The sequence below is a fragment of the Aquimarina brevivitae genome (assembly GCF_004216895.1).
Classification (GTDB): domain Bacteria; phylum Bacteroidota; class Bacteroidia; order Flavobacteriales; family Flavobacteriaceae; genus Aquimarina; species Aquimarina brevivitae.
The window spans coordinates 69,713-91,666 of the sequence record NZ_SGXE01000001.1 but is presented as its reverse complement, the minus strand read 5'-3'; the positions used below and the strand labels follow the sequence as shown (position 1 = coordinate 91,666).

Genomic DNA, 21,954 nt, shown 5'->3' with positions numbered 1-21,954 from the left:
GCATTGGTCTATGGTGTAACTGGCAACACGTCTGGTTTTGGTCCAGAAGAGTCTAGGTTCGAGCCCTAGTAGACCAACATACCAAAAGAAGGAACTGCAGCAATGTGAGTTCCTTTTTTTGTACCCATAAATAAGAGTCATTATACTAAAGCGGAATACTAAATCGGGAGTTTAAGGTATTGTCATTCAAATTAAAAAGGTTTATTAAAAAAACAAAGGAACACAATGTAGTGTTCCTTTTCTTAATGGTTTAATTTGTTATTTGTTCTTTAAGGTGTTCTTAAATCTTAAAAGTAAGTACAGGGCGTTTTGCGTGATTTACTACATCTTCACTTAGGCTGCCATTAATGAAGTGGGAAAGTCCTCTTCTTCCGTGTGTGCTTATACCAATTAATCCAGCCTGTATCGATTCCGCAAAATTAAAGATGCCTTTTTCAACAGAAATATCATTGTATACGTTTAAGGTATGGTTTTCAATGTCCATGCCCTCTAAGAATTTATCCATTTTTTCATGGATGTCGTGGGTAGTTTTAAAACCATTGGCGGTATTAACCCATACTAAATGCTGTTTTGCACCGATGAGCTTAGCAAAATCATTAGCGGACTTTAAAGATGGTTTGTCCTCATCATCAAAGTTAGTAGCGTACACAAAGTTTTCAATGCCGTAAATGTCGCAATCTTCTTTGACGACCAATACAGGTACTTTTGAAGTTCTTACAATCTTTTCGGCGTTAGACCCGATAAAAAGTTCTTCAAATCCAGAGGATCCGTGTGATCCCATTATGATAATATCGGCATTATTTTTTTCGCTAGATTCAATGATACCTTCCATTACCCCTTCAAAACTTACTGTTTCTTCAATCTCAAGTCCTTTTAAATTCTCTTCGGCAAGCATTTCTTCAAATTTATTATGTGCGTGCTTCATAAAGAATATAGCTTCAGGTGCAGGTGCAGGATTGCTAGATGCCATTAGATCGGTTAGGTGTAAAGGCAGCTCTAATATATGTAGCAAGTAGATTTTTGCATTGTTCTTACGGGCAATCTGAGCCGCAACATTTAGAGCGCTTTGTGCCTGTTCAGAAAAATCCGTGGGTACAAGGATATTTTTTATCATAATGTTCTTTTATTTAAGTAAATTAAGTTAGTACAATTGTGTTGTTAGAAATTACCGAAATTCATTGGTAAGACTATTTAAATTTACAAAATAAATTGATTATCAACTATTTTTTGAAAGTAAGATATTATTACTATCTTTGCAGCGTTGAAATTAAAAAACCAGGATGAGGGGACGAAAAGTCCCCTCTTTTTATCTTACTATGTCATTAAAGAATACGGTTGAAGAATTAGTAGCGGGGGCATTACAAGAAAATCCATCTTTATTTTTGATTGATTTAAAAGTGCACCCTGATAATCGCATTGAAGTGATCATTGATGGTGACCAAGGTGTTACTGTGGATGATTGTATCGCTGTGAGTAGGGCTGTAGAACATAACCTTGACAGAGAGGAGCAAGATTTTGCACTGCAAGTGATGTCTGCAGGAGTTTCTGAAGGAATAACACACCAGAGACAATACCAAAAAAATGTAGGCAGAAAGTTAAAGGTAAAGACTGCAGAAGATAAAGTCGAAGGGGAATTAGTTTCAGTAACTGATGATGGTATTACTTTAGTTTGGAAAACCAGAGAGCCTAAACCGGTAGGTAAGGGTAAAGTTACAGTAACTAAAGAAGCCAACATTGCATTTAAAGATATACGAGAAGCTAAAGTTATGATAACATTTTAATTTAGAATGGATATGGAAAATATCGCGTTGATAGAATCATTTTCGGAGTTTAAAGATGACAAATTAATAGATCGAGTTACCTTAATGGCGATCTTAGAAGATGTATTTAGAAATGCCTTAAAGAAGAGATTTGGTAGTGATGATAATTTCGATATCATTATAAATCCTGATAAAGGAGATTTAGAGATATGGAGAAATAGAGTTGTTGTAGCTGATGGCGAAGTAGAAGATGATAATCAAGAAATTGCATTAACAGATGCTCGAAAGATAGAGCCTGATTTTGAAATCGGAGAAGATGTTTCTCAAGAGGTAAAGTTGATCGATTTAGGTAGACGTTCTATATTAGCATTGCGTCAAAATTTAATTTCTAAGATACACGAACACGATAACACCAATGTATACAAACAGTTTAAGGATCTTGAAGGAGAAATCTATACTGCAGAAGTACACCATATAAGACACCGTGCCATCATTCTTTTAGATGATGAAGGCAATGAAATTATTTTACCAAAGGATCGTCAGATCCCTTCCGATTTCTTTAGAAAAGGAGAAAATGTAAGAGGAGTTATTGAGTCAGTAGAATTAAAAGGAAATAAACCTTCTATTATACTGTCCAGAACTTCACCAGTATTTTTGGAGAAATTATTTGAATCAGAAATTCCTGAGGTATTTGACGGGCTTATTACTATAAAGAATGTAGTTCGTATTCCTGGTGAAAAAGCTAAAGTAGCGGTGGATTCATACGATGATAGAATCGATCCTGTTGGAGCCTGTGTGGGGATGAAAGGATCACGGATCCACGGAATCGTGCGTGAGTTAGGTAATGAAAATATTGATGTTATTAATTATACGAATAACATACAATTATATATAACAAGATCGTTAAGCCCAGCTAAGATTACTTCGGTAAAAATTGACGAAGAAAATAAAAGAGCTGAGGTGATGCTTAGACCAGAAGAAGTGTCTAAGGCAATCGGTCGTGGTGGACACAACATAAGATTAGCAGGTCAATTGACAGGTTATGAGATTGATGTGTTTAGAGAAGGCGTAGAGGAAGATGTAGAGTTAACTGAATTTTCTGATGAAATCGACGCTTGGATTATTGAAGAATTTGCTAAAATAGGATTAGATACAGCTAAGAGTATTTTAGAGCAAGATGTAGAGGATCTGGTAAAACGTACGGACCTTGAAGAAGAAACAATAATTGAAGTGATTCAGATATTAAAATCAGAATTTGAAGATTAATAAAAGCAATTAAATTATATTTGAGCATAAAATTAAGGAAGCATTTATGGCTGAAGCAAAAACAATGAGATTAAATAAGGTATTACGTGAATTCAATATCTCGCTAGACCGGGCTGTTGACTTTTTGAATTCAAAAGGTCACGAGATAGATGCGCGTCCTACCACAAAGATTTCTTCAGAGATCTACCAGCTTTTGTTTGATGAGTTTCAAACCGACAAAAGCAAGAAGGTAGCTTCTAAAGAAGTTGGCGAAGAAAAAAGGAAAGAGAAGGAAGCGCTTAGAATGCAGATTGAGCAAGAGCAAGAAGAAAAGCGCAAACAAGCAGAGGAGCAAGAAGTCATAAAAGCTAAAGCTAATCTATCTGGACCTAAAGCTGTAGGTAAGATAGATTTAGAGGATAAATCTAAAGATGAATCCTCCAAAGAAACAAAAGAGGAAAAATCAGCCCAAAAAGATACACCTCCTAAAAAAGAGCCAGAAACGGTTTCTAATCGACCAGAAAAGAAAGAGCTTAAAATTAAGCAACAAGCTCCAAAAGAGGAAAAGGAGAAAAAAACCGAAGTAAAACAGGTTAAAGAAGAGCCTAAAACTTCCAAAAAGCCAGAAAAGGCTGAAGAGAAGGCAGCAACGCCTGAAGCATCTGATTCAGATACGGTTAAAACTCAATATAAAAAATTAGACGGTCCTAACTTTACAGGAGAAAAAATAGATTTGTCTAAATTCAAAAAACCGGCCAAGAAAAAAGATGACAAGTCAGATAAGTCTTCGGATGGTAAAAAGAAACGTAGACGAATTAGTAAGGACAATACTAAAGGCGGTAACAAGTCTAGAGGTACTGATCCAAGAAGAAGAGGTGGTAATCAGAACCAAAATAGAGGAAAAGGAAGACGTCCGGCTGTTGTAAAAGAGGAGCCTAGCGAAGAAGAAGTACAAAAACAAGTACGAGAAACCCTAGAAAAACTTCAGGGTAAATCCAATAAGTCTAAGGCTGCTAAATATAGGAGAGACAAAAGAGATCAACACCGTCAAAAGGTTGAAGATGATGTAGCGCAGCAAGAACAGGATAGTAAGATACTTAAAGTAACGGAATTCGTTACGGTTTCTGAGGTGGCAACGATGATGGATGTGTCTACGACTAAGGTAATATCTGCCTGTATGTCTTTAGGTATCATGGTAACCATGAACCAAAGATTGGATGCAGAGACTTTGTCTATCGTAGCCGATGAGTTTGGATACGAAGTAGATTTCATTACTGCCGATATTGAAGAATCTATTGAGGTAATTGAAGATGCTCCAGAGGATTTAGAATTCAGAGCTCCGATCGTAACTGTGATGGGTCACGTAGATCACGGTAAAACTTCATTACTGGATCATATTCGTGAAGAAAATGTGATCGCTGGTGAAAGTGGTGGAATTACCCAGCACATCGGTGCTTATGGAGTTCAGTTAGAAGGAGGTCAAAAAATCGCTTTCTTAGATACACCAGGTCACGAAGCCTTTACAGCAATGCGTGCGCGTGGTGCACAGGTAACGGATATTGCAATTATCGTAATTGCAGCGGATGATGATGTGATGCCACAAACAAAAGAGGCGATTAGTCATGCCCAAGCAGCGGGTGTACCGATTGTCTTTGCAATAAATAAAGTAGATAAGCCGACAGCTAATCCAGATAAAATTAAGGAAGCGCTAGCATCCATGAATTTGTTAGTTGAAGATTGGGGAGGTAAAATACAATCTCACGATATCTCAGCTAAAACAGGTGCTGGTGTTAAAGAACTTTTAGAAAAAGTATTGCTTGAAGCAGAAATATTAGATCTTAAAGCGAATCCAAATCGATTGGCCAATGGTACTGTTGTAGAAGCTTTCCTAGACAAAGGTAGAGGATATGTATCTACAGTCTTGGTGCAAAATGGAACCTTGCAGATTGGTGATTATGTTTTAGCCGGTAAGAATAGCGGTAAGATCAAAGCTATGCAAGATGAAAGAGGGAACAATGTAGAGAAAGCAGGGCCTTCAACTCCAGTTTCCATTTTAGGATTGGATGGAGCACCACAAGCAGGTGATAAATTCAATGTGCTCGAGGATGAAAGAGAAGCGAAAGATATTGCTTCGAAGAGAGCTCAATTACATAGAGAGCAATCGGTTAGAACACAGCGTCATATTACCTTAGATGAAATTGGTAGACGTATTGCTTTAGGTGATTTCAAAGAATTAAATATTATTCTTAAAGGTGATGTGGATGGATCGGTAGAAGCTTTAACGGATTCTTTCCAAAAGCTGTCAACAGAAGAGATTCACGTTAACATTATTCATAAAGGAGTAGGTGCCATTACTGAAAGTGATGTGTTACTTGCATCGGCATCTGATGCGATTATCATCGGATTTAATGTGAGACCAGCAGGAAATGCCCGAATGGTCGCTGATAAAGAAGAAATCGATATCCGTACATATTCTATTATTTACGACGCGATTAATGACCTTAAAGACGCTATGGAAGGTATGCTTTCTCCTGAGATTAAGGAAGAAGTTACTGGTACTGCGGAGATCAGAGAAACCTTTAAAATCTCGAAAGTTGGAACCATCGCTGGTTGTATGGTACAAACCGGTAAGATCTATCGAAATTCAGGTATCCGCCTGATTCGAGAAGGTGTAGTGGTATATACTGGAGAGTTAGCTTCTTTAAAACGATTCAAAGATGACGTTAAAGAGGTAAGCAAAGGTTACGACTGTGGACTTCAAATTAAGAACTACAATGATATTAGAATTGGTGATGTTGTAGAAGCATACCAAGAAGTAGCAGTGAAGAAAAAACTATAAAGTTTTAGAAAATTAATAAACGAAAAAGCCCGAATCATTCGGGCTTTTTTAATGTAGTTATGTTGTTTAAATTATAGTTCTCTGGGTTTAAAACGAATGGCATTAGGAAATTCTTCTAGTATTTTTCGATGGGCACGATCTGCTTCTAGTTTGGTTCTAAAGTTGCCAATCCATACCTTATAATCTGGAGTTTCGTATTTAATGGTAGAAGGCCAATCTGGAAAAATTTCCTGTGCTTTTTTAATGATTTCATTCGCCTTATTTAAGCTTCCATTATATAACTGCACTTTATAACGATCGCTGAATTTTCCTTCCTTTTCCATTTGGATTTTTAAATCCGCCAACCGTTTAATTCTTGGATCTTCATTAATAGTTACCGTAGCCTCTTGTTGAGGCCCAAAATCAATTTTTTGAGTAATAAATTGATTAATTAATGAGTCCGCTACAGAATTTTTTGGGTTGTTTTGAGCACTTACTGTAATGCCTGAAAACGTTAAAATCGAAAAAATATAAATGTTTTTTTTGGTTAAAATTCTCATTTCAAATAGATTTAGAACAAAGGTAAAGCTTATTAACTCAAAATACTTAAAATTTATTATTTAGAATAATTATAAATTAGTAATTAACGGAACACTAACATTTCCAAAATCGACTTAATATAGTACTTTTGCTGTCAAATTTATAGTGATGATTTGTATTCGGTAGTAGTATCGAAAAAATCATACCAAACATTAAGAAGTTAATTCTACTTGATAATATGAAACAGGTGAAAAACCGAAATTTTGCTTCCAAACTCCTAGTTCTAGGAACTGTTTTTTTATTTACATTTTTCAATACTTTAGCTCAGGAAACTGCTGAAGCACCAGCTACTGAGGCTGAAGCGCAACCTGAAGCTGCGGCGCAAGCATCGTCGATTGGTGATGTTGCTGCTGGTGAAAAATTATTTAAATCTTTATGTGCAGCTTGTCATAAGCGGTACAAGAAAGCAGTAGGTCCTGCCTTATTTGGTGTGGCTGATAAGTACGACAGAGAGTGGATTTACAAATGGGTAAAAAACAGTGCTGAGTTGATCGCTTCAGGTGATCCGCAAGCGGTAAAAATCTGGGAAGAGTACAATAAAGTATCGATGAATGCTTTTCCTCAATTGTCTAACACAGATATTGATAATATTTTGGCTTATGTAATGGAGCCAAAACCCGAGCCAACAGCTGCGGCAGTAACAACTACGCAAACTACAGGTGGAGGAGGAGTATCTAGCGATGTTATCTTAGGTGTGTTAGCAGTGGTGTTTTTAATGCTAGTCATTGTATTGTATTTGGTGAACAAAACCTTACGCAGTTTTGCAGTGGCTAACAACATTGAATTGCCTGAGTCGCCACAGCGAACTCCATTATGGAAGGCATTTGTTCAAAATCAATTTTTAGTATTGGTTTCTGCAATCATATTGTTATTGGCTAGTGGATATTTTGTGTATGGATATTTTATGCAGGTAGGTATCGATCAAGGCTATGCACCAGTGCAGCCGATACATTATTCTCATAGAATACACGCGGGTGAAAACCAGATCGAATGTAAATATTGTCACTCTTCAGCTAGAGTATCTAAGCATTCAGGTATTCCATCGCTTAACGTGTGTATGAATTGTCATAAATCGATTGCTGAAGTAGCAGAAGGTACAGCTACAGAAGAATACTCAAAAGAGTTTTATGATGGTGAAATCCAAAAATTATACAAAGCTGTAGGATGGGATCCTGCTGCACAGGCCTATACTGGTGAAACACAACCGGTAAAATGGGTAAGAATACACAATCTTCCTGATTTTGCATATTTCAACCACTCTCAGCATGTAAGTGTTGCAGGTGTAGAATGTCAAACGTGTCACGGACCTGTGGAAGAAATGGAAATTATGTATCAAAACGCTCCATTAACAATGGGATGGTGTATTAACTGTCACAGAGAAACTAATGTTAATGTTGCAGATAACGAATATTACGAAAAGATTCACAAAGAACTTTCTAAGAAATATGGTGTAGAGCAATTTACCGCTGCTGATATGGGAGGTTTAGAATGTGGAAAATGTCATTATTAATTTCTTCTCTTAATACAATTACGAAAGAAGAAATAACTAATTAAGAAGCTAATATCAATTATATATGTCATCAAACAAGAAATACTGGAAAAGTGTTGAAGAGCTAAATCAAGACAGTTCTATTGTTGAGACGCTACAACAAAATGAATTCGTTCAGGAGATTCCTACGGATGAGTTTTTAGGAGATAAGTCATCTCTAGAAAAATCTTCTACTACGCGTAGAGACTTTTTAAAGTATGTGGGATTCAGTACTGCTGCTGCAACCTTAGCAGCTTGTGAAGGTCCTGTAAAAAAATCAATCCCTTACGTAGTACAGCCAGAGCGTATCGTTCCTGGAGTTGCTAATTATTATGCAACAACTATTGCGGATGGTTATGATTTTGCTAGCGTACTAATTAAAACAAGAGAAGGGCGTCCAATTAAAGTAGAGAACAACGACCTGGCAACTACAAATGGTAGTGCTAATGCTAGAGTTCATGCTTCGGTACTTTCACTTTATGATATTACAAGGCTACAAGGCCCTAAGAAAGAAGGTAAAGATATTAGTTGGGCAGACCTTGATAAAGAAGTTGCTGATAAGCTTAAGGCTGTCGGAGGAAAACAAATTGTGTTATTGACACAAACCTTTGCGAGTCCTTCTACATCAAGATTGATTGAAGAGTTTAAAGGAAAATACCCTAATGTAAAGCACGTAGTATACGATGCGGTTTCTTCGTCAGAAGCATTAGATGCGTATGAGAAAATGTATGGAGAGCGCGCATTAGCGGATTATGATTTTTCTAAAGTAAATACTATTGTGAGTGTAGGTGCTGATTTCTTAGGAGATTGGCAAGGTGGTGGATATGATAGTGGTTATGCAAAAGGCCGAATTCCACAAAACGGAAAAATGTCAAAGCATATTCAGTTTGAATCTAATTTATCCTTAACTGGTGCTAACGCAGATAAGCGTGTAGCAGTAACACCTACAGATCAGAAAAAAATACTTTCTGCATTATATGCCTATGTTACAGGTGCTGGATCAAAAAGTACATTAGATCCTAATTTGGATTCGGAAGTAGTGAAAGCTGCTAAGCAAATTCAAAAAGCTGGTAAAAATGCTGTAGTAGTTTCTGGAGTACAGGATGTGGATGCACAGTTAGTAGTGTTAGCTATCAATAAGGCTATCGCTAGTAAAGCATTCAACGCGGATACACCTCGTATGATTCGCCAGGGTAATGCTAAAGCTGTGGCGCAATTAGTAAAAGATATGAATGCAGGTAAAGTAGGAGGACTTCTGGTAGCAGGAGTTAATCCAATGTATTCTTTGCCAAATGTTGATGCATTTAAATCAGGAATGGAAAAAGTATCGGTATCGGTTGCTTTTTCTATGCATATGGATGAGACTGCAGAAGCTTGTCAATATGTAGCTACAACACAACATTACTTAGAGTCTTGGGGTGATGTACAATTTAAGAAAGGAAGTTATAGTCTAATGCAGCCTACTATTAGGCCATTATTTGATACCAGACAGTTTCAGGATACTTTATTAAAATGGACGGGTAATCAAACAGCTTATGTAGACTATATTAAAGATACTTGGTCAGGAGTTTTAGGTAATATTTCCTGGAGTAAAGCATTGCACGATGGGGTGCTTGTGAAGCCGGTAATGGCTAAGCAAGAGTTAACAGATGCTCTTGCGGCCACAGAAGGTGAGCAAACCAATGAGGGCGAAGCTATGGTGGCTTCAAGTGAACCTAACGTTGCTGCAGCCGCCAGAAGATTGTCTACAGCGAAATCTAATGGTATGGAGCTTACGCTTTACACAAAGACTTCGTTAGGAGACGGTCAGCAGGCGAGTAACCCTTGGCTTCAAGAAATGCCAGATCCAATCACAAGAGCTTCTTGGGATAACTACTTATTAGTGTCACGAGCAGATGCTGAGAAGTTAGGGTTGATGAATGAAAATGTAGCTAACGGAGCCTTAAATGGTAGTTATGCTACTGTTACTGTAAATGGAACTTCTGTTACGGTACCAGTAATCATTCAACCAGGACAGGCAAAAGGTACGGTTGGACTAGCCCTTGGATATGGAAAGAAGAAGGGACTAAAAGAAGAAATGCAGGTAGGTGTAAATGCTTATCCTTTATATCAAGACTTTAATAACGTACAGGATGTTACGGTTAAAGCAGCAGAGGGTGTACACGAGTTTGCTTGTGTTCAGTTGCATAATACTTTAATGGGTCGTGGCGATATCGTTAAGGAGACTACATTAGAGATTTTTAACACCAAAGATAAACACGATTGGAATAGTATTCCAGAAGTGTCAAAGAATCATATTGAGTACGAAGTAACCTCACCAGAGGTAGACCTTTGGGATGAGTTTGATCGTTCAGTAGGGCATCACTTTAATCTATCTATTGATTTAAACGCCTGTACAGGTTGTGGAGCTTGTGTAATTGCGTGTCACGCGGAGAACAACGTTCCTGTGGTTGGTAAGGATGAAGTAAGAAAATCTAGGGATATGCACTGGTTGCGTATCGATAGATACTATTCTTCTCAAGAAACCTTTGAAGGGGATGATACTAAGAAAGATAACATTGCTGGATTAGGAAGTTCATTATCTGAATTTGGTGAGATGGAAAGTGCGTCTGATAATCCACAGGTAGTATTTCAGCCTGTGATGTGTCAGCACTGTAATCACGCACCTTGTGAAACAGTATGTCCGGTAGCCGCTTCTTCTCACGGAAGACAAGGTCAAAACCACATGGCATACAACAGATGTGTAGGTACAAGATATTGTGCAAACAACTGTCCTTATAAAGTACGTAGATTTAACTGGTTCTTATATAACCAAAACGATGAGTTTGATTACCATATGAACAACGACTTAGGTCGAATGGTAATTAACCCAGATGTTACTGTACGCTCAAGAGGAGTTATGGAAAAATGCTCTATGTGTATGCAAATGACACAAAAGACCATTTTAGATGCGAAACGCGAAGGAAGAGAGATCAAAGATGGTGAATTTAAGACGGCTTGTTCAGCGGCTTGTTCATCAGGGGCAATCGTATTTGGTGATATTAACGATAAAGAAAGTAAGGTTGCTAAGCTTAAAGAGGATGATCGTATGTACCATCTTTTAGAGCACGTAGGAACTAAGCCTAATGTGATGTATCAAACTAAGGTAAGAAATACATCAGAAGCCTAATTAACTAATTAAAGAATAAATTCAATTAATAAAGGATTATGTCTCATTACGAAGCACCTATAAGAAAACCTTTAGTAACCGGTGATAAAACCTATCACGATGTTACTGTGGACGTTGCTGCACCGGTTGAAGGTAAGGCGAATAAATCCTGGTGGATAGTATTTTCCATCGCACTTATTGCTTTTCTTTGGGGAATAGGATGTATAATATACACGATTTCGACAGGTATCGGAGTCTGGGGATTAAATAAAACTGTAGGATGGGCCTGGGATATCACCAACTTTGTATGGTGGGTAGGTATTGGTCACGCAGGTACATTAATCTCAGCGGTACTTTTATTATTCCGTCAAAAATGGAGAATGGCTATTAACCGTTCTGCAGAAGCAATGACAATTTTCTCAGTAATTCAAGCTGGATTATTCCCGATCATACATATGGGTCGACCATGGTTGGCGTATTGGGTATTACCAATTCCAAACCAATTCGGTTCGTTATGGGTAAACTTTAATTCACCGCTTTTATGGGACGTATTTGCGATCTCTACTTATCTATCGGTTTCGTTGGTATTCTGGTGGACAGGTTTACTACCTGACTTTGCAATGATACGCGATAGAGCGATAACACCGTTTAACAAAAAGATTTATGGTTTGTTATCATTCGGTTGGAGTGGTAGAGCTAAGGATTGGCAACGTTTTGAGGAAGTATCATTGGTATTAGCTGGATTAGCTACTCCGCTTGTACTTTCTGTACATACCATTGTATCCTTTGACTTTGCTACTTCTGTTATTCCAGGATGGCATACTACGATATTTCCACCTTATTTCGTTGCAGGAGCAATTTTCTCTGGATTTGCTATGGTGAACACCCTTCTTATCATAATGAGAAAGGTATCTAATTTAGAAAATTACATTACCATTCAACATATAGAGTTAATGAACATTGTAATAATGATTACTGGTTCTATTGTTGGTGTAGCTTATATTACGGAGCTGTTTATTGCTTGGTACTCAGGTGTAGAATACGAACAATACGCCTTCTTAAACAGAGCAACTGGACCTTATTGGTGGGCATACTGGGCTATGATGACCTGTAACGTATTCTCTCCGCAGTTTATGTGGTTCCCTAAGCTTAGAAGAAGTATAATGTTTTCTTTTATAATTTCTATAGTCGTTAATATAGGAATGTGGTTTGAGCGTTTCGTGATTATTGTTACCTCGCTCCATAGAGATTATTTACCATCTTCTTGGACGATGTTCTCGCCAACTTTCGTAGATATCGGTATCTTTATTGGTACAATTGGATTCTTCTTCGTATTATTTTTATTGTATGCAAGAACCTTCCCGGTAATCGCTCAAGCAGAAGTGAAGTCTATTCTTAAATCTTCTGGTGAGAAGTACAAGAAGTTAAGAGCTGCAGGTATTGATCATAGAGATGAATTGCCAAAGACGGGAGCTAAAGTTTCTTCTGATGTTATTGAAGAGAGTGTAAAAACTGAAGATGTTATCACTGCTTCTGAAGAAGATATTGATAATCTGTTAGGTAATCTGGGAACTTTCAATCCAGATACAGATACGGCAGATGATCTCAAAAAGGTGAATGGAATTGGACCTGTTATGGAACAAAAACTGAATCAAATTGGTATTTATACTTTTGATCAGGTAAGCAAAATGACAGAGACTGAATATAATTTATTAGATAAAATTACCGGATCTTTCCCAGGAAGAGCACAACGTGATGATTGGGCAGGTCAGGCAGCTAAACTTAAAAATAACTAATAGTATGGCATCAAGGGTTATACATGCTTTATATACAGATGATGATGTTTTAATGGACGCTGTTAAAAAAGTGCGTTCAGAGCGTTATCATATAGAAGAAGTTTTTACTCCTTTTCCGGTTCACGGATTGGATAAGGCTATGGGACTTCCACACACACGACTAGCAATCACAGCATTTATGTATGGCTGTGTTGGACTATCAGTAGCCATTGCTATGATGAATTACATTATGATCGAAGATTGGCCACAAAATATTGGTGGTAAGCCAAGTTTTAGTTTCTTAGAAAATATGCCTGCCTTCGTTCCTATTATGTTTGAACTTACGGTATTTTTTGCGGCGCACTTAATGGTAATCACCTTCTATATGAGAAGTAGGTTATGGCCTTTTAAAAAAGCAGAAAATCCTGATGTAAGAACAACCGATGATCACTTTTTGATGGAAGTTGATGTTGCAAATCATGATGTTGAAAAATTGACTAGTTTCTTAGGTGACACAGGTGCAGTAGAAATAAAAATCGTTGAAAAGGATAACCATTAGTAATAATGAAGAATACGCTAAAAATAGTAACAGTAACAATGATGGTTTTTACGCTTTTATCCTGCCAGGATAAGAGAAAGCCAAACTATCAATATATGCCTAATATGTACGAATCTGTAGGATATGAAACATATGGGGAATATAATGTGTTCGAAAACGATCAAGAGGCTAAATTGCCAGTAGAGGGATCAGTTCCTAGAGGATGGATGCCTTATGATTTTGAGAATTCTAACAAAGGTTATCAAACTGCAAAAGATTCATTGAAGAATCCAATTGCATACACCGAAGAAAATTTAGCAGAAGGTAAAGCATTATATGATATTTATTGCGCAGTTTGCCACGGTGCAAAAGGAGATGGACAAGGTATTCTTGTGCAAAGAGAAAAAATACTGGGTGTTCCGGCATACAATGATGCGGGTAGAGCCATTACTGAAGGAAGTATTTATCACGTAATGTATTATGGTATTAATTCTATGGGTTCTTACGCATCTCAAACAAGTATTGAAGAGCGTTGGCAGATAGTGGCTTATGTTGAAAAGCTAAAAGCCGAATTAGATGGTAAAGCACCAAGAGTTGATAAGCTGGATGAAAGTGATGCGCCTTCTGATATGATACCTGCAGTGAATGCGGATCCAGAAGTAGCAGTTGCCGAAGAAGCTGAGGAAACAACTAACGAATAATTAAGACGAAGACAGAAAAACGATATTAGATAAAAATATGTATACGCTATCCAATAGACTTAGATTATTTTCAATCATATGTATGGTTGTAGGAGCAGTGGGCTTAATGGCTGGTTTTGCTACATCTCCTGATTCTATAGAAGATGTAAAACAACAGCTAGCTTCTCATGATGATCACGGTGGTGGTCATGCAGAGGTTAAAACACATGATGATAACTCACATGATGCTAAAGAAGAGCATGGTGGAGATGCACATTATGAGCATATTTTGCATCAGTTGCAAAATAAACCTTGGGCTTCTTTATATATTGCTGCGTTTTTCTTTTTTATGATAGCGTTAGGAGTATTGGCTTTTTATGCTATTCAATTTGCAGCACAAGCAGGTTGGTCACCAGTATTATTTAGAGTAATGGAAGCGATTACGGCTTATTTGGTACCTGGAGGTATCATTATGTTTGTAATACTTGCATTGTCTGGATTCCACATTAATCACTTATTTGTTTGGGCTGACCCAGAGGTGGTAAAACACGATGAACTTATTCAAGGTAAATCTGGGTGGTTAAATGGAACAGGATTTATTATTAGAGCATTAATCTTTTTAGGAGGTTGGATATTATATCGTCACTTTGCGGTAAAGTTTTCTAGAAAGCAAGACGAAGAACCAACAGGTAATAAATGGTATAAGAAAAGTTTCAAGATATCTGCAGGTTTCTTAGTGTTCTTTATTTACACAGAATCGATGATGTCTTGGGATTGGATTATGAGTTTCGATCCACACTGGTTCAGTACTTTATTTGGATGGTATGTTTTTGCTAGTTTATTCGTTTCAGGAATCACAGTGATAGCATTGATGACGATCTACTTAAAATCTAAAGGATATTTGGAGTTTGTAAATAATAGTCACATTCACGATTTAGCTAAGTTTATGTTCGGGATAAGTATTTTCTGGACATACTTATGGTTCTCGCAGTTTATGCTTATTTGGTATTCAAACATTCCAGAGGAGGTAACTTACTTTATAACAAGAATTGAAGACTATAAACTGCCATTCTTCGGTATGCTAGTAATGAACTTTATATTTCCATTATTAGTATTAATGAATAGTGACTTTAAACGCATTAACTGGTTTGTGGTAATGGCTGGTGTTATTATTCTTTGCGGACACTATATTGATATCTTTAATATGGTGATGCCTGCCACAGTAGGAGAATCTTGGTTTATTGGTTTAAGCGAGATTAGTGCTGTGTTATTATTTTTAGGGTTATTCCTTTTCATAGTATTTAGAGCTTTAACTAAAGCACCGTTATTAGCTAAAGGTAATCCTTACATTGAAGAAAGTAAGCATTACCATTACTAAACAATAGATAGAATAGAATTAAAATAGAAGATAGATAAAAATGACTGTATTATTAACTATAATAGTTGTAGCACTTGTTGGGATCACATTTTGGCAAATGTCTAAGATTCTTAAGTTATCACAATTAAAAAATGTTGATACTTCTCAAGTGGCAAATGATAAAGACAATGATACTCAAGGTAAACTAATGCTTGGTTTCGTAATCTTTATTTACGTGTTAACCATATATTGCTTTTCTGCATACAATTCATTCTTTCTACCTGAATCGGCTTCGAAGCATGGTGTAGAGTATGATCAACTGATGTTAATTTCTTTAGTAATTATTATGATTACCCAAATAATTACACAAGGATTATTACACTATTTTACGTTTAAATACAGAGGTAAATCAACCAATAAGGCATTGTTTTTTGCGGATAATGATAAGCTTGAGTTTGTTTGGACGATCATCCCAGTAATTGTATTATCTGCATTAATTATTTATGGTTTGTTCACTTGGTCAGATATTATGAATATAGACGAAGAAGACGGTGATCCTTTAATAATTGAGTTATACGCTTACCAGTTTGACTGGAGAGCTAGATATGGCGGTGAAGATAATGTATTAGGTAAGGCTAATGTTCGTTTCATCGAAGGTGTGAATACCTTAGGAGTAGATGTGTCTGATTCGTACGGAAAAGATGATAAAATTGTTAATGAACTGCATTTGCCAGTAAATAGAAAAGTAATTTTCAAAATGCGTTCTCAGGATGTATTACATTCTGCGTATATGCCATTCTTTAGAGCACAGATGAACGTAGTGCCAGGTATGATTACCGAATTCTCATATACACCAACCAAAACAACAGAGGAGATGAGAAACTCTGAGTTTATGGTAGAGAAAGTAGCCACAATCAATGATATACGAAGAGAAAAAAGTAAAGCCTTAATTGCTGCCGGTGATGAGGGATTAGAAACTTATGAGTTTGATTACTACTTACTATGTAATAAAATCTGTGGAGCTTCACACTACAATATGCAAATGAAAATTGTGGTTGAGCCAGAAGAGGACTATAATGCTTGGTTAAAGGAACAACAAACTTTTGGTGAGCAGATGTCAGCTCAGGCAAGTAATTAAAAAAAGAAAAAGAAAAATTATATAATTAAAAAATAACTAAAGATATGTCAGCAATAGCACATGCAGATGATCACGCGCACGACGATCACGGACATCATCATAAAGAGACCTTTATAACAAAGTATATTTTTAGCCAGGATCATAAAATGATCTCTAAGCAATACTTAGTTACCGGTCTTATAATGGGTATAATTGGAATTGCTATGTCCCTTTTATTTAGGTTACAGTTAGCATGGCCAGACCATAAATTTACTGCCTTCGAAATTTTCTTAGGAAAATTCGGTGAAGATGGTGTTATGGATCCAAGTATTTATCTGGCATTAGTTACCATACATGGTACTATTATGGTATTTTTTGTTCTTACAGCAGGACTTAGTGGTACTTTTAGTAACTTATTAATTCCATTGCAAATTGGAGCAAGAGATATGGCTTCAGGATTCCTTAACATGGTTTCCTACTGGCTATTCTTTTTAAGTAGTGTAATTATGGTTATTTCTTTATTTGTTGAGGCTGGACCAGCTTCTGCAGGTTGGACCATATATCCACCACTTAGTGCCTTACCACAGGCTATAGGAGGTTCTGGTACAGGGATGACACTTTGGTTAGTTTCTATGGCGATATTTATCGCATCCTCTTTACTAGGATCTTTGAACTACGTAGTTACTGTAATAAACCTAAGAACAAAAGGAATGTCTATGACAAGACTTCCTTTAACGATCTGGGCGTTTTTCGTAACTGCGATTATCGGTATCATTTCATTCCCGGTTCTATTATCTGCCGCGTTGTTACTAATTATGGATAGAAGTTTTGGAACTTCATTTTATTTAAGTGACATATTTATCCAGGGCGAGGTATTACACAATCAAGGTGGATCACCGGTATTATTTGAGCATTTGTTTTGGTTCTTAGGTCACCCTGAGGTATATATCGTATTATTACCTGCTTTGGGAATAACCTCTGAAATTATTGCTACAAACGCAAGAAAGCCGATATTTGGTTATCGTGCGATGGTTGCTTCAATTTTAGCGATTGCCTTTTTATCAACAATTGTTTGGGGTCACCATATGTTTATTTCAGGGATGAACCCATTCTTAGGTTCGGTATTTACATTTACAACCTTATTAATTGCTATACCATCTGGTGTAAAGGCTTTTAATTACATCACGACCTTATGGAAAGGTAACTTGCAACTGAATCCAGCTATGCTATTTTCGATTGGTTTAGTATCAACATTTATCACAGGTGGATTAACTGGAATTATTCTGGGAGATAGTACACTTGATATTAACGTGCACGATACGTATTTCGTAGTAGCACACTTCCACTTAGTAATGGGTATTTCTGCATTATATGGATTATTTGCTGGGGTGTACCACTGGTTCCCTAAGATGTACGGACGTATGATGGATAAAAATTTAGGCTATGTACATTTCTGGGTAACCGCTATTGGAGCCTACGGGGTATTTTTCCCGATGCACTTTATAGGTATGGCAGGATTACCAAGACGTTATTATAAAAATACAGAGTTTCCGTACTTCGATGATTTAGCAGATACTAATGTGCTAATAACAATATTTGCATTGATCACAGCAGCTGCGCAGTTGGTATTCTTATATAACTTTATCCGTTCTATGTTCTATGGTAAGAAGGCAGAGCAAAATCCTTGGAACTCTAATACACTAGAGTGGACTACTCCAGTAGAACATATCCACGGAAACTGGCCAGGAGAAATTCCTTCAGTATACAGATGGCCATACGATTATAGTAAGACAAAAGATAATGGTGAGTATGTAATCGCTGGTCAAGACTGGGTGTCTCAAACCATTCCTTTACAAGAAGACGAGGAAGAATTACACCACTAAAATTCTTTTAAGAATATAAATAAAGGCCCTTTCTTATGGAAAGGGCTTTTTTTGTATTAACAGCTTTTGGGATCTTCATTTTAGTATCTTTGTAAGAAGATAGCTTAATAATAAAATGATAGTTACCGGAACTATTAAATCGGTATAAAGGATTGTGTATGAATGAAAACTTAGACCCTACTGGCGATAACTATTCAAGAGAAGAATTGGATATGGAAAAAGCGCTGCGACCGCTTTCCTTTGAAGATTTTACAGGTCAGGATCAGGTGCTAGAAAATCTTCAGATTTTTGTAGAAGCGGCTAATATGCGTAATGAAGCTTTAGATCATACACTATTCCACGGTCCTCCTGGATTAGGTAAAACAACCTTAGCACATATTTTGTCTAATGAATTAGGTGTCAATATTAAAGTTACTTCGGGTCCGGTATTGGATAAACCTGGTGACTTGGCTGGATTATTAACCAATCTCGAGGATCGTGATGTTTTATTTATTGACGAGATTCACCGTTTAAGTCCCATAGTAGAGGAATATCTATATTCAGCTATGGAGGATTACAAAATTGATATTATGATCGAAAGTGGTCCTAATGCAAGGACGGTGCAAATCAATTTAAATCCTTTTACACTCATTGGAGCGACAACCCGATCTGGTTTATTAACGGCTCCGATGCGAGCAAGATTTGGTATACAGAGTAGGTTACAATACTACACCACAGAATTGTTATCGACTATTGTACAGCGTAGTGCATATATATTAAATGTGCCCATATCTATGGAAGCGGCAATCGAAATCGCTGGTAGAAGTCGAGGGACACCAAGAATAGCAAATGCCTTGTTGCGTAGGGTAAGAGATTTTGCTCAAATAAAAGGGAATGGTAAAATTGATATGGAGATATCAAAATTTGCTCTCAAAGCATTAAATGTTGATGCTTTTGGCTTAGATGAAATGGATAATAAAATACTGACCACATTAATAGATAAATTTAAAGGTGGGCCTGTAGGTATAACTACACTGGCAACTGCAGTTAGCGAAAGTGCAGAAACGATTGAAGAAGTCTATGAACCCTTTTTGATACAACAAGGATTTATTGTAAGAACGCCTAGGGGCAGAGAAGTTACTGAGGCAGCATATAAACATTTAGGTAAACTAAAGGGCGGTATCCAGGGAGGATTGTTCTAAAAATATAAGTTGATGCTACAAACCGTTTCTTTTTTTGAGGTACTTAAAAATGCAGGTAATATCTTAAGGAATCCACTACCTTTTCACAAACGTAATTTTGAAAAACATGGGGATACTTTCAGAGTCAATCTCGGATTTGGCAATAGTGTTGTTTTTACCAGAGATGCAGGTTTAGCAAAACACATGCTCCAGCAACAGCATAGAAATTACCATAAATCACCATTGCAGTCCAAAGAGTTAGCACGTTATATAGGAGAAGGCTTGTTAACTGCTAATGGAGACAAATGGTTAAAGCAACGAAGGTTAATACAACCAGCATTTCATAAAAAGAAATTAGAGATGCTAATTTCGACGATGCAATTAGTTATTGAACAAGAATTGCAAAAAATTCCAAATGATCAAAGCATAGCCATTTATCCATTAATGAGTGATTTAGCTTTTAAAGTGGTCGCAGCAAGCTTGTTTAGTTATAAAGGGATTGACAACGAAATTCAGCGTTTGCAAGAAATTACTGAAAAAGCACAAAAGACATTAATCAAAGAAATAAGACAACCTTACAAAAAAATATGGTATTATCTAAATGGCACTGTGCGACGTGCGCTAAAAGACACTAAAGAAGCAAGAGCCATTCTCCATCAATTAATTGAAGAAAGAAGAAAGTCAGAGGAGCATTACGATGATTTATTAGACATGTTGCTACAGGCACGATATGACGATGGAACAGATATGGACAATGACCAACTAATTGATGAGATCTTAATATTATTTACTGCGGGGCACGAGACTACCTCTAATGCACTCACCTTTACACCAATGCTTCTTGCGCAACACCAGGATATTCAAGAAAAGCTCTTCGAAGAGCAGTCGGCCCTGAAAAAAGAGTCTCTTGGAGCTATGGAGCATATAAAAAAATCTGAATTCACCGCTAGCTGCATAGAGGAGGCAATGCGGTTATATCCACCTGCCTATTTTTCGGATCGTGTGGCTATAGCTGATGACAGGTACAACGAGCTGCACATAAAAAAAGGAACAACTATTCTGATATCATTTTTTGAAATCCACCGGCATTTAAATCATTGGGATAACCCCGAGGAATTCAATCCCGATCGATTTTCTGATACAGCCAAAAAACACGCAGATTATTACTTTCCTTTTGGTGCAGGTCCAAGGATGTGTATAGGTAGTAATTTTGCGATGTACGAAATGATTATGGTTATTAATTCATTGGTTTCAAAATATCAAATTAAAACGAATACTAATACCATAGCCATTCAGCCGTTGATAACATTAAAACCTAAAGGCTCACAGCTGTCTTTTCATCCACGTGTAAATGTTTCAATTTAACTAAACTTAAGCTAGCGACCATTGAAATCCATTGAAAAGCATACGGTGCTGATTAAATCCGAAGCGAAACGGCTTGGGTTTCTTTCGTGTGGTGTTGCCAAAGCTGGGTTTTTGGAAGAAGAAGCGCCTAGACTTGAAGCCTGGTTGCAAAAAGGAATGCACGGGGAGATGCAGTATATGGAAAATCACTTTGACAAGCGACTCGATCCTACAAAGTTGGTCGAAGGCAGTAAGAGTGTTATTTCTTTACTCTTAAATTATTTTCCTTCCGAGACCCAAAAAGATCCGGAAGCTCCTAAGATTTCTAAATATGCCTATGGTAAAGACTATCATTTTGTAATTAAGGACAAGCTTAAAGCGTTACTGCATTTTATACAAGAAAATATTGGTGAAGTACACGGTAGAGCATTTGTAGACTCCGCCCCAGTATTAGACAAAGCCTGGGCAGCCAAGAGTGGTTTGGGTTGGATTGGCAAGAATAGTAATTTATTGACCAAACAAGTTGGGTCATTTTATTTTATAGCCGAGCTCATTGTAGATTTGGAGTTAGCATACGATACTCCTGTTACAGATCATTGTGGTTCTTGTACAGCTTGTATTGATGCCTGTCCTACGCAGGCGATAACCGAACCTTATGTAGTTGATGGGAGTAAGTGTATCTCATACTTTACCATCGAATTACGTGATGAATTGCCAACGAAGTATCAAGGCAAATTCGATAATTGGATGTTTGGTTGTGATGTTTGTCAGGATGTATGCCCCTGGAACCGTTTCTCCAAACCACATTCCGAACCTTTGTTTGATCCAAATCCAGCTTTACTAACTATGAATAAACAAGATTGGATCGAGCTTACACAAGAGGTGTTTGCTGATATATTTAAAAAATCTGCGGTAAAAAGGACAAAGTACAGTGGGTTGATGCGCAATATTAAGTTTCTGAAATAGATTTTAAGTCAATTCTTACCAAAATTTCCAAAAAG

Annotated in this window: 16 protein-coding genes and 1 tRNA gene; 15 read left to right on the top strand and 2 right to left on the bottom strand. The window is 37.0% G+C overall.

Annotated elements, in window-relative coordinates; all coding sequences use genetic code 11:
* The first annotated feature begins 4 nt into the window (after positions 1–4).
* Positions 5–77 (top strand) — tRNA-Gln (locus EV197_RS00400).
* A gap of 203 nt (positions 78–280) precedes the next feature.
* On the opposite strand, the gene EV197_RS00395 is transcribed toward EV197_RS00400, so the two are convergent.
* Positions 281–1,114, bottom strand: a complete 834-nt coding sequence (locus EV197_RS00395) for a universal stress protein (RefSeq protein WP_341273006.1) — start codon at positions 1,112–1,114, stop codon at positions 281–283.
* A gap of 166 nt (positions 1,115–1,280) precedes the next feature.
* Between EV197_RS00395 and rimP the strand changes: the two genes are divergently transcribed.
* The 3 genes from rimP to infB are packed head-to-tail and all read left to right on the top strand — an operon-like array spanning position 1,281 to position 5,844.
* The gene (gene rimP / locus EV197_RS00390) at positions 1,281–1,781 is read left to right on the top strand and encodes a ribosome assembly cofactor RimP (protein ID WP_242610668.1); all 501 of its coding nucleotides are present in this window, start codon (positions 1,281–1,283) and stop codon (positions 1,779–1,781) included.
* Between the two features lie 12 nt (positions 1,782–1,793).
* On the top strand, positions 1,794–3,026 hold the full coding sequence (nusA, locus tag EV197_RS00385; protein WP_130284756.1) for a transcription termination factor NusA: 1,233 nt from the start codon (positions 1,794–1,796) through the stop codon (positions 3,024–3,026).
* Between the two features lie 46 nt (positions 3,027–3,072).
* A complete protein-coding gene (infB, locus tag EV197_RS00380; protein WP_130284755.1) occupies positions 3,073–5,844 on the top strand; it encodes a translation initiation factor IF-2 in 2,772 nt (923 codons plus the stop codon).
* 71 nt (positions 5,845–5,915) lie between these two features.
* Here the strand turns inward: infB and EV197_RS00375 are convergent, their stop codons facing one another.
* The gene (locus tag EV197_RS00375) at positions 5,916–6,383 is read right to left on the bottom strand and encodes an SPOR domain-containing protein (RefSeq protein WP_130284754.1); all 468 of its coding nucleotides are present in this window, start codon (positions 6,381–6,383) and stop codon (positions 5,916–5,918) included.
* Between the two features lie 218 nt (positions 6,384–6,601).
* Between EV197_RS00375 and EV197_RS00370 the strand changes: the two genes are divergently transcribed.
* The 11 genes from EV197_RS00370 (at position 6,602) to queG (ending at position 21,919) form a co-directional block, all read left to right on the top strand.
* Positions 6,602–7,933: a c-type cytochrome gene (locus EV197_RS00370; protein WP_130284753.1), complete on the top strand. Its 1,332-nt coding sequence runs from the start codon at positions 6,602–6,604 to the stop codon at positions 7,931–7,933.
* 64 nt (positions 7,934–7,997) lie between these two features.
* Positions 7,998–11,120: a TAT-variant-translocated molybdopterin oxidoreductase gene (locus EV197_RS00365; protein ID WP_130284752.1), complete on the top strand. Its 3,123-nt coding sequence runs from the start codon at positions 7,998–8,000 to the stop codon at positions 11,118–11,120.
* Positions 11,121–11,155: 35 nt separating this feature from the next.
* Positions 11,156–12,895, top strand: a complete 1,740-nt coding sequence (gene nrfD / locus EV197_RS00360) for an NrfD/PsrC family molybdoenzyme membrane anchor subunit (protein WP_130284751.1) — start codon at positions 11,156–11,158, stop codon at positions 12,893–12,895.
* Positions 12,896–12,899: 4 nt separating this feature from the next.
* Entirely contained in the window at positions 12,900–13,433 is a 534-nt protein-coding gene (locus EV197_RS00355) for a DUF3341 domain-containing protein (protein ID WP_130284750.1), read from the top strand.
* A 5-nt stretch (positions 13,434–13,438) separates the two neighbouring features.
* Entirely contained in the window at positions 13,439–14,113 is a 675-nt protein-coding gene (locus tag EV197_RS00350; RefSeq protein WP_130284749.1) for a c-type cytochrome, read from the top strand.
* A 37-nt stretch (positions 14,114–14,150) separates the two neighbouring features.
* Entirely contained in the window at positions 14,151–15,470 is a 1,320-nt protein-coding gene (locus tag EV197_RS00345) for a quinol:cytochrome C oxidoreductase (protein ID WP_130284748.1), read from the top strand.
* 40 nt (positions 15,471–15,510) lie between these two features.
* The gene (locus EV197_RS00340; protein ID WP_130284747.1) at positions 15,511–16,587 is read left to right on the top strand and encodes a cytochrome c oxidase subunit II; all 1,077 of its coding nucleotides are present in this window, start codon (positions 15,511–15,513) and stop codon (positions 16,585–16,587) included.
* Positions 16,588–16,631: 44 nt separating this feature from the next.
* The gene (locus tag EV197_RS00335) at positions 16,632–18,449 is read left to right on the top strand and encodes a cytochrome c oxidase subunit I (protein ID WP_130284746.1); all 1,818 of its coding nucleotides are present in this window, start codon (positions 16,632–16,634) and stop codon (positions 18,447–18,449) included.
* Between the two features lie 158 nt (positions 18,450–18,607).
* The gene (gene ruvB, locus EV197_RS00330; protein WP_130284745.1) at positions 18,608–19,630 is read left to right on the top strand and encodes a Holliday junction branch migration DNA helicase RuvB; all 1,023 of its coding nucleotides are present in this window, start codon (positions 18,608–18,610) and stop codon (positions 19,628–19,630) included.
* 12 nt (positions 19,631–19,642) lie between these two features.
* A complete protein-coding gene (locus EV197_RS00325; RefSeq protein ID WP_130284744.1) occupies positions 19,643–20,974 on the top strand; it encodes a cytochrome P450 in 1,332 nt (443 codons plus the stop codon).
* A gap of 21 nt (positions 20,975–20,995) precedes the next feature.
* Positions 20,996–21,919, top strand: a complete 924-nt coding sequence (gene queG / locus EV197_RS00320) for a tRNA epoxyqueuosine(34) reductase QueG (protein ID WP_130284743.1) — start codon at positions 20,996–20,998, stop codon at positions 21,917–21,919.
* Positions 21,920–21,954: the final 35 nt, after the last annotated feature.

Excerpts from the sequence above, each read along its gene's own strand:
- EV197_RS00395 (WP_341273006.1), bottom strand. The coding sequence starts at position 1,114 with ATGATAAAAAATATCCTTGTACCCACGGATTTTTCTGAACAGGCACAA.
- rimP (WP_242610668.1), top strand. The coding sequence starts at position 1,281 with ATGAGGGGACGAAAAGTCCCCTCTTTTTATCTTACTATGTCATTAAAG.
- nusA (WP_130284756.1), top strand. The coding sequence starts at position 1,794 with ATGGAAAATATCGCGTTGATAGAATCATTTTCGGAGTTTAAAGATGAC.
- infB (WP_130284755.1), top strand. The coding sequence starts at position 3,073 with ATGGCTGAAGCAAAAACAATGAGATTAAATAAGGTATTACGTGAATTC.
- EV197_RS00375 (WP_130284754.1), bottom strand. The coding sequence starts at position 6,383 with ATGAGAATTTTAACCAAAAAAAACATTTATATTTTTTCGATTTTAACG.
- EV197_RS00370 (WP_130284753.1), top strand. The coding sequence starts at position 6,602 with ATGAAACAGGTGAAAAACCGAAATTTTGCTTCCAAACTCCTAGTTCTA.
- EV197_RS00365 (WP_130284752.1), top strand. The coding sequence starts at position 7,998 with ATGTCATCAAACAAGAAATACTGGAAAAGTGTTGAAGAGCTAAATCAA.
- EV197_RS00355 (WP_130284750.1), top strand. The coding sequence starts at position 12,900 with ATGGCATCAAGGGTTATACATGCTTTATATACAGATGATGATGTTTTA.
- EV197_RS00350 (WP_130284749.1), top strand. The coding sequence starts at position 13,439 with ATGAAGAATACGCTAAAAATAGTAACAGTAACAATGATGGTTTTTACG.
- EV197_RS00345 (WP_130284748.1), top strand. The coding sequence starts at position 14,151 with ATGTATACGCTATCCAATAGACTTAGATTATTTTCAATCATATGTATG.
- EV197_RS00340 (WP_130284747.1), top strand. The coding sequence starts at position 15,511 with ATGACTGTATTATTAACTATAATAGTTGTAGCACTTGTTGGGATCACA.
- EV197_RS00335 (WP_130284746.1), top strand. The coding sequence starts at position 16,632 with ATGTCAGCAATAGCACATGCAGATGATCACGCGCACGACGATCACGGA.
- ruvB (WP_130284745.1), top strand. The coding sequence starts at position 18,608 with ATGAATGAAAACTTAGACCCTACTGGCGATAACTATTCAAGAGAAGAA.
- EV197_RS00325 (WP_130284744.1), top strand. The coding sequence starts at position 19,643 with ATGCTACAAACCGTTTCTTTTTTTGAGGTACTTAAAAATGCAGGTAAT.